The following is a 7,117-nucleotide window of genomic DNA, read 5'->3' as shown; positions in this document are numbered from 1 at the left end:
GGGGCCCGGCACCCGCTGGGGATCACCTGCCACTGCAACAGCATGCGCTGGCTTGCCGGGGGGGGGCGGGGTGGGTTGGGCTGGCGGGGGACGGCAAAAACTGCTCCTGCGTGCCTCGTAGAGCGCCATCCATGGCGCTCTGCGCCCCCGCCTGCCCATCCCACCCCGCCTTCGACAGTTTCCGTGCGCTGTTGGTGGGTGCCGACCGTTGGTCGGCACGAGGCCGGATCCCTGTTTCTGCTCTGGTAGGTGTCGACCTTGGTCGACACGATGTGTCCGGAAGAATTCTCTGCCCATGAAAAAAGCCCGCCGGTATCCGGCGGGCTTTTTCGTGTGCACCTTGGCGCGGCGATCAGGTCCAGCCGAACAGCTCGAACAGCTTCAGGATCAGGTACGCACAACCACCTGCGGCCGGGATTGTCAGGATCCAGGCCCAGACGATGCGTTCGATGACGCCGAACTTCAGCGAGCGCGGGTTCTTGGCGAAGCCGACGCCCATGATCGCGGTGGAGATGCTGTGCGTGGTCGAGACCGGCATGCCGAAGTGGGCGGCCAGGGTCAGGATGGTGGCCGAGCTGGTCTCCGCGGCGAAGCCGTGGATCGGGTGCAGCTTGACCATCTTGTGGCCCAGGGTCTTGATGATCTTCCAGCCGCCCGAGGCGGTACCGGCGGCCATCACCACCGCACAGGTCAGCACGATCCACATCGCGATGCCGTCACCGGCGCTGGCGTCCGGGTGCATGAAGGCCAGCCACGACGGCAGGTCATCCAGCGCACCGGTGGCCTCGGCACCGATCAGGGTCATGGCGATGATGCCCATGGTCTTCTGCGCGTCGTTGTGGCCGTGGGCGAAGCCCATGTAGGCCGCCGAGGCGATCTGCGCTTTGCCGAAGAAGGCGTTGACGATGCGCGGGCGGGCCAGACGACCAATGGCACCACCGATCTTGGCCAGGCCGGCAATCAGGCCCCACAGCAGCACCATCACCACGATGCCGAGCAGGAAGCCGGCGATCGGCGAGGTGATCATCGGCACGAACACCTTCCACAGCAGGCCCTTGTTCTGCGCCCAGCTGCCCAGGCGCTCGGACCAGATCAGCGCGTCCCAGTTGTTGTGGGCAGCGGCCAGGCCGGCGCCGCAGAGGCCACCGATCAGGGCGTGCGAGGACGAGGAAGGCAGCCCCTTCCACCAGGTGATCAGGTTCCAGATGATGCCGCCCAGCAGGGCGCACAGGATCACCTGCGGGGTGACGTCGACCACGTTGGTGTTGAGCAGGCCCGAAGCGATGGTCAGCGCCACCGCGGTACCGGTCAGTGCACCGATGAGGTTCATGAAGGCGGCCAGCATCACCGCCCAGCCGGGCGAGAGCACCTTGGTCGCCACCACGGTGGCAATGGAGTTGGCGGTGTCGTGGAAGCCGTTGATGAACTCGAAGACGAGCGCGGCCAGGATCACCACCAGGACAAGGGTCAACATGCGGCGGCGTCCGTCAGCTGTTCTTCAACACGATCTGGTACGCCACCACGCCGGCCTCGCGGCAGCGGTCGATGGCCTTTTCCAGGATCTCGAAGAATTCCTTCAGCAGGAACATCTGCAGGTTGTCCAGGCGGCCCGAGTAGATGTCGCGGTACAGCTCGAGCATCAGGCGGTCGGCCTCGTTCTCCAGCGAACGCAGCTTCTCGTTGAGCGCGGTCATCCGGTCCAGGTTCATGTGGCGCAGGTCGGCCACCATCTCCACCACCACGCCGGCAGCCTGTTCCAGCATCGCCGCGCGCGGCGCGAAGTCGATGTGCTCCAGGTGGGTCGTGGCCAGCGAATAGCGATCGGCGAACTTCTCGATCTGCTTCGGAATCTTGTACAGCGCCGAGCCCAGCGCTTCGATGTCTTCGCGCTCGATCGGAGTCATGAAGCTGTCCACCAGCGCCTGGCTGATCTTGTCCGAGGCCGCGCGTTCGCGCAGGCGGGCCAGCTTGAAGGCGTCCAGCGCGGGCTGGCGGTCGGCCTCGCGCAGCATGGAATGCAGCGCCTTGGCGGCGTCGGAAGCCGCGACGGCAGCCTCATCGAGCAGGGTGTAGAACTGTTTGCCGGAACCGAAAATGGTCTGCAGAGAGAACATTGAGAAACCTGTCAGCCGTCGCGGGAAGGACGGCACCAGACGGAATTATGACGGCTAGATGACCATCACGGGTATCCCTGCCCCCTTCCGGGGCTCTGGAAGCCCCAACCTGAACAGGCGGTTGCCACCCTGCCACGCCCCTTTGCTAAGATGCCAGCGCGCCTTCGGGCGCACCTTATGGACGACGACCCTTACCCCCCTGCGCCGCGCCGGACCCTGTTCCTGAGCGCCAGCCGCCATCGCAAGCACCCGCCCTCCCTGCCACCAACCGGGGACGACGCCCGTGTTTGAAATGATCCTGATTGTCTTCGCGCTTGTTCTGCTGAACGGCTTCTTCGCCATGTCCGAGATGTCGGTCATGACCTCGCGCAAGAGCCGCCTGAAGCAGATGGCCGCCACCTCCAAGCGTGCCGCCAAGGCGCTGGAGCTGTCGGAGAAGCCGGAGAGCTTCCTGTCCACTGTGCAGATCGGCATCACCGTGATCGGCGTGCTGACCGGCTACCTCGGTGGTGAAGCACTGGGTGAAGCCTTCGCCGGCTGGATCCAGGGCCTGATGCCGGGCTTTGCCTACGCCGGCAACGTCGGTACCACGCTGGCGGTCAGCCTGATCACCTTCATCACGCTGATCTTCGGCGAACTGGTGCCCAAGCGCCTGGCACTGACCCGCTCGGAGGCCATTGCCGGCCTGGTGGCGATGCCGATGAGCTGGCTGGCCAAGCTGGCCCTGCCCTTCGTCTGGCTGCTGTCCAAGACCACCCAGCTGGTGCTGCGCCTGTTCGGCCTGGGCAAGGATGAAGTCGCCTCGGTGACTGAAGAAGAGATCCGCATGCTGGTGGCCGAGAGCCACGAGGCCGGTGTGATCGACGCCCACGAGCGCGACATGATGAACCGCGTCATGCGCCTGGGCGACCGCACCGCCGACAGCCTGATGACCCCGCGCAACCGCATCGCCTGGCTGGATACCCAGGCTGGGCTGGAGCGCAACCTGGAAATCATGGCCGAGCACGAGTTCTCGCGCTACCCGGTGCTGCGCGACAACGACATGGACGTGGTCGGCGTGCTGGAACTGAAATCGCTGGCCACACGCATGGCGCGCGGCGACAACGCGCTGTTCCAGACCCTGCGCGAACCGCTGTACGTGTCTGAATCCACCCACGCGATGAAGCTGCTGGAGATCTTCCGCGAGGAACAGCAGTCGATGGCGCTGGTGGTGGACGAGTACGGCGAAATCCAGGGCCTGGTGACCATCAGCGACCTGATGGGCGCGGTGGTCGGCCGCCTGCAGGCGGTGGAGAACGCCGACGAAGATGCGTTGGTGGTGACCCGCGAAGACGGTTCGCTGCTGGTGGACGGCTCGCTGCCGATCGAGGACCTGCGCGAGCTGATCGGCAGCAACGATCTGCCCGATGCCGAGGATGGCGATTACTACACGCTGGCCGGCATGTGCATCCACTACTTCGGCCGCATCCCGCACGCGGGCGAGTACTTCGACTGGGCCGGCTGGCGCTTCGAGGTGGTCGACCTGGATGGTGCGCGGGTGGACAAGCTGCTGCTGCGTACGCTGTCCGACGAGCAGGCCGATGAGCTCACCGCCTGAGGCCGGCCAGGGTCCGGGCGTTGAGCGCCCGGCCTACCGTAACGAGGGCATCCGCACCCTGCTGGAGATGTTCGCCTCCGGCGACCCGGCCGAGCACATGCCGCTCGGCCAGATCCTGTGCAACCTGCAGCAGAGCGCGTTCGGCGTGTTCCTGTTCGTGGCGATCCTGCCATCGTTCATCCCGATCCCGGGCATGGGCGGCGCGGTCAGCGGCCCGCTGGTGATCCTGATCGGCCTGCAGATGCTGTTCTGCCTGCGCCGGCCGTGGCTGCCCGGCTTCATCGCCCGCCGCGGGCCCAAGCGCGGCACCATGCACCGCTTCCTGGACCGCATCGACCGCCCGCTGCGGCGGTTGGACAAGATGCTGAAACCGCGCCTGCCGCAGCTGCTGACACCGCTGCCGGCGCATGCCTTCAGCGGCCTGCTGCTGGTGTTGCTGGGCATGCTGCTGTCGTTGCCGATTCCCTTCACCAACTTCCTGTTCGGCTTCCAGCTGCTGCTGTTCTCGCTGGCACTGCTGGAACGCGATGGCGCGCTGATGCTGTTCAACTGGATCGCGGCGCTGGCGGCGATCGCCTTCTTCGGTTTCAGTTCGGGGCAGCTGGTGGGCTATACGGTGGAGCTGTTCCAGCGCTGGTTCTGAGCCGGAATCCGGTAGAGCCGGCCGCTGGCCGGCTGCCACGTTTCCAGGTTTGCCGGCCAGCAGCCGGCACTACCAATACCGGACATCGGCCATCATCGAAGGTCGATGAATCCGTTGTCGGCCAACGCCGCCGGTTCGTCCTGCACGGCTGACAGTACGAAACTCAGCGCTGTGCCCAGCAGCGTACCCGGTCCATCCCAGTACTCGGCCGAGTCGGCGCGCACCTGGATCAGGCGCAGGTTCGGGTCGTCCTTGCCGCCCGGGAAGAACAGCTTCATCGCTGGCGACCACAGTTCCTCGATCTTCGCGCGATCATCAACCACGCGCGCGCGCCCGGCCACCGACACATAGGTGTTCTTCGATGGCGAGGCATAGGCCACGTTGACGCGCGGGTCGAGCGCAATCTCGGCCACCTTCGGGCTGTCGGCAGTGATGACGAACCACAGATCACCGTCGAAGGTGACCTGCTGGGTGGCCAGCGGCCGGCTGTAGAGGCGGCCGTCGACGCCGGTGGTGGTGAACATCGCCACCTCCACGTCCTTGATCAGTTCTGCCAGTTGGGCAATGTGTTCGGCGCGGGTGTCGGCCATGTGGGGGCTCCTTCGATATGAGCCCCCATCAGACGCGGTTCGGCCGCAATGGGCCGTGACGCAATTGTTCAGCCCGCGTGGCGGGCGTGCCAGGCCTGCATCGCCAGTTCGAACGAGCGCAGGCGCGCACGGTGGTCATACAGGTTGGCGGTGAGCATCAGCTCGTCCGGCTTGTGGCGCTCGACAAACGCGGCGATGCCTTCCGCCACCTGCTGCGGATCCCCCAGCACGGTGCAGGCCAGTGCCCGCTCCACGCCCACTTTTTCGTGCGGCTCCCAGAAGGACTCGATGTCGTCGATGGGTGCCGGAATCTTGCCTGGTCGGCCACGACGCAGGTTCACGAAACTCTGCTGCTGGCTGGTGAACAGGCGCCGCGATTCAGCTTCGCTGTCGCTGGCAACGACGTTCAGGGCCAGCATCGCGTGCGGCTGCTTCAGCGTGGCCGAGGGGCGGAACTCGCGTCGGTATACCGCCAGCGCTTCGTCCATCACGTCCGGTGCGAAGTGCGAGGCGAACGCGTATGGCAGGCCCATCGACGCGGCCATGCGCGCACCGAACAGGCTGGAACCGAGGATCCAGGTCGGCACCCGCAGGCCACCACCCGGAACCGCCTGCACCGCCTGCCCGGGCTGTACCGGCTCGAAGTAATGCAGCAGCTCACGCACGTCCTGCGGGAACTGGTCGGCGCTGTCGAAATAGCGGCGCAGTGCACGCGCGGTCGGCTGATCGGTGCCCGGCGCACGGCCCAGGCCGAGATCGATGCGGTCCGGATACAGCGACGCGAGCGTGCCGAACTGCTCGGCCACCTGCAGCGGCGCATGGTTGGGCAGCATGATGCCGCCGGCACCGACGCGGATGCGCTTTGTGCCACCCGCCACGTGACCGATCAGCACGGCGGTGGCCGCGCTGGCGATGCCAGGCATGTTGTGGTGTTCGGCCAGCCAGTAGCGGCGGTAGCCCAGCGCATCGGCGTGCTGGGCCAGTTCCAGCATGTTGGCGAAGGCAGCGGTGGTGTCACTGCCCTCGCAGACCGGGGCCAGGTCAAGGATCGACAACGGGATCATCAGCGGTTTTCCGTCACAGGATCCCCCATGCATGGGGTCGGCCGGGCGCGGCGGCCAGTGACGGTGGCGGGATGCTGATTCCCGTGGGACGGGTTCAGGGCCCGCCGGACCGATCCGGGGTGCCCTGATCCGCGCCAAGCGCGATTGGTAGTGCCGGCCGCTGGCCGGCATGCAGGTAGATCGCTTCGCAGCCGGCCAGCGGCCGGCTCTACCGGGGAATCGACGTCCCGGCTTAGAACGCGCTGGGGCGCGGCTCCGGCAGCGGCTGGTCGACCATTGGCTTCAGTTCGGCATCCAGCGCCACGCGCTCGTCGAACACGAAGCAGCGGCCTTCGTAGCCTTCGCCGCCCACCTCCTCGAAGTAGCCGAGGATGCCACCGTCCAGCTGCAGCACGTTGTCCATGCCGTCGTTGACCATCCACAGCGCCGCCTTCTCGCAGCGGATGCCGCCGGTGCAGAAACTGACCACCGTGCTGTCTTTCAGCGCCTCGCGGTGCGGCGCCAGCGCCTCGGGCAGGTCGGTGAACTTGTGAATCGGCAGCACCAGCGCATCCTTGAAGGTGCCGTACTCCACTTCCTGCAGGTTGCGGGTATCGAGCATCACCACCGGCTTGCCGGCGTCGTCATGCCCCTGCCGCAACCAGCGTTGCACCGTGGCCGGATCGACCGCCGGCGCCCGCGGATAGTCCAGCGGCTGACCGTCGTCACGGCGGAAGCTGATGATCTCGTCCTTCACCTTGGCCTTCAGCCGCGCGAACGGCTGATGTTCACTGAAGCTGGTCTTGACCCGCATATCGGCAAACCGCACGTCAGAACGCAGCGCCGCGTAGAAACCCTCGACCGCCTCCGGCGCACCCGCCAGGAACAGGTTCAGCCCCTCGCCCGCCACCAGGATCGTGCCCCGCAACTGCGCCGCCTCGGCACGCGCCAGCAACTGGTCGCACAGGGCCTGGGGAGCGTCGATGACGGCGAAATGATAGGCAGCGGTATTGGCGATCATCCCGCCATTTTAGCGCCTCCCGCCCGCACGGACAGATTCAGGGGTGGGGGGACCCCGGGCCGCCCGCGGGGGGGCACCCCCCCCCGCCCCCCCACCCAAAAATTTGCAA

At 66.4% G+C, this 7,117-nt stretch carries 7 protein-coding genes; 2 read left to right on the top strand and 5 right to left on the bottom strand.

What is annotated here, in order from left to right:
- Positions 1–352 precede the first annotated feature (352 nt).
- Together ABE423_RS20195 and ABE423_RS20190 are read right to left on the bottom strand one after the other, a co-directional pair.
- On the bottom strand, positions 353–1,474 hold the full coding sequence (locus ABE423_RS20195; RefSeq protein WP_032128946.1) for an inorganic phosphate transporter: 1,122 nt from the start codon (positions 1,472–1,474) through the stop codon (positions 353–355).
- 13 nt (positions 1,475–1,487) lie between these two features.
- Entirely contained in the window at positions 1,488–2,114 is a 627-nt protein-coding gene (locus ABE423_RS20190) for a DUF47 family protein (RefSeq protein WP_004152833.1), read from the bottom strand.
- Positions 2,115–2,406: 292 nt separating this feature from the next.
- Here ABE423_RS20190 and ABE423_RS20185 point away from each other — a divergent pair, with 292 nt between their 5' ends.
- Together ABE423_RS20185 and ABE423_RS20180 are read left to right on the top strand one after the other, a co-directional pair.
- Positions 2,407–3,711: a hemolysin family protein gene (locus ABE423_RS20185; protein WP_049462710.1), complete on the top strand. Its 1,305-nt coding sequence runs from the start codon at positions 2,407–2,409 to the stop codon at positions 3,709–3,711.
- Entirely contained in the window at positions 3,695–4,354 is a 660-nt protein-coding gene (locus tag ABE423_RS20180) for an exopolysaccharide biosynthesis protein (protein WP_346487294.1), read from the top strand. Before ABE423_RS20185 ends, ABE423_RS20180 begins: the two co-directional genes overlap by 17 nt.
- A gap of 92 nt (positions 4,355–4,446) precedes the next feature.
- On the opposite strand, the gene ABE423_RS20175 is transcribed toward ABE423_RS20180, so the two are convergent.
- The 3 genes from ABE423_RS20175 to ABE423_RS20165 all read right to left on the bottom strand — a co-directional run bounded on the left by ABE423_RS20175 (position 4,447) and on the right by ABE423_RS20165 (position 7,008).
- Positions 4,447–4,944, bottom strand: coding sequence for a pyridoxamine 5'-phosphate oxidase family protein (locus ABE423_RS20175; protein WP_049400371.1), 498 nt, complete (start codon positions 4,942–4,944; stop codon positions 4,447–4,449).
- A gap of 68 nt (positions 4,945–5,012) precedes the next feature.
- Positions 5,013–6,008: an LLM class flavin-dependent oxidoreductase gene (locus ABE423_RS20170; protein ID WP_049400370.1), complete on the bottom strand. Its 996-nt coding sequence runs from the start codon at positions 6,006–6,008 to the stop codon at positions 5,013–5,015.
- Between the two features lie 232 nt (positions 6,009–6,240).
- A complete protein-coding gene (locus ABE423_RS20165) occupies positions 6,241–7,008 on the bottom strand; it encodes a sulfurtransferase (protein ID WP_005408988.1) in 768 nt (255 codons plus the stop codon).
- Between the last annotated feature and the right edge of the window lie 109 nt (positions 7,009–7,117).

The sequence above is a fragment of the Stenotrophomonas sp. TWI1409 genome, assembly GCF_039673015.1.
In the GTDB taxonomy this organism is placed as follows: Bacteria; Pseudomonadota; Gammaproteobacteria; order Xanthomonadales; family Xanthomonadaceae; genus Stenotrophomonas; species Stenotrophomonas maltophilia_A.
The sequence above is the reverse complement of the archived record's forward strand: the minus strand, read 5'-3'. Positions and strand labels throughout refer to the sequence as shown.

Bases quoted from the DNA above. Each gene is read 5' to 3' on its own strand.
- ABE423_RS20195 (WP_032128946.1), bottom strand. From the start codon at position 1,474: ATGTTGACCCTTGTCCTGGTGGTGATCCTGGCCGCGCTCGTCTTCGAG.
- ABE423_RS20190 (WP_004152833.1), bottom strand. From the start codon at position 2,114: ATGTTCTCTCTGCAGACCATTTTCGGTTCCGGCAAACAGTTCTACACC.
- ABE423_RS20185 (WP_049462710.1), top strand. From the start codon at position 2,407: ATGATCCTGATTGTCTTCGCGCTTGTTCTGCTGAACGGCTTCTTCGCC.
- ABE423_RS20180 (WP_346487294.1), top strand. From the start codon at position 3,695: ATGAGCTCACCGCCTGAGGCCGGCCAGGGTCCGGGCGTTGAGCGCCCG.
- ABE423_RS20175 (WP_049400371.1), bottom strand. From the start codon at position 4,944: ATGGCCGACACCCGCGCCGAACACATTGCCCAACTGGCAGAACTGATC.
- ABE423_RS20170 (WP_049400370.1), bottom strand. From the start codon at position 6,008: ATGATCCCGTTGTCGATCCTTGACCTGGCCCCGGTCTGCGAGGGCAGT.
- ABE423_RS20165 (WP_005408988.1), bottom strand. From the start codon at position 7,008: ATGATCGCCAATACCGCTGCCTATCATTTCGCCGTCATCGACGCTCCC.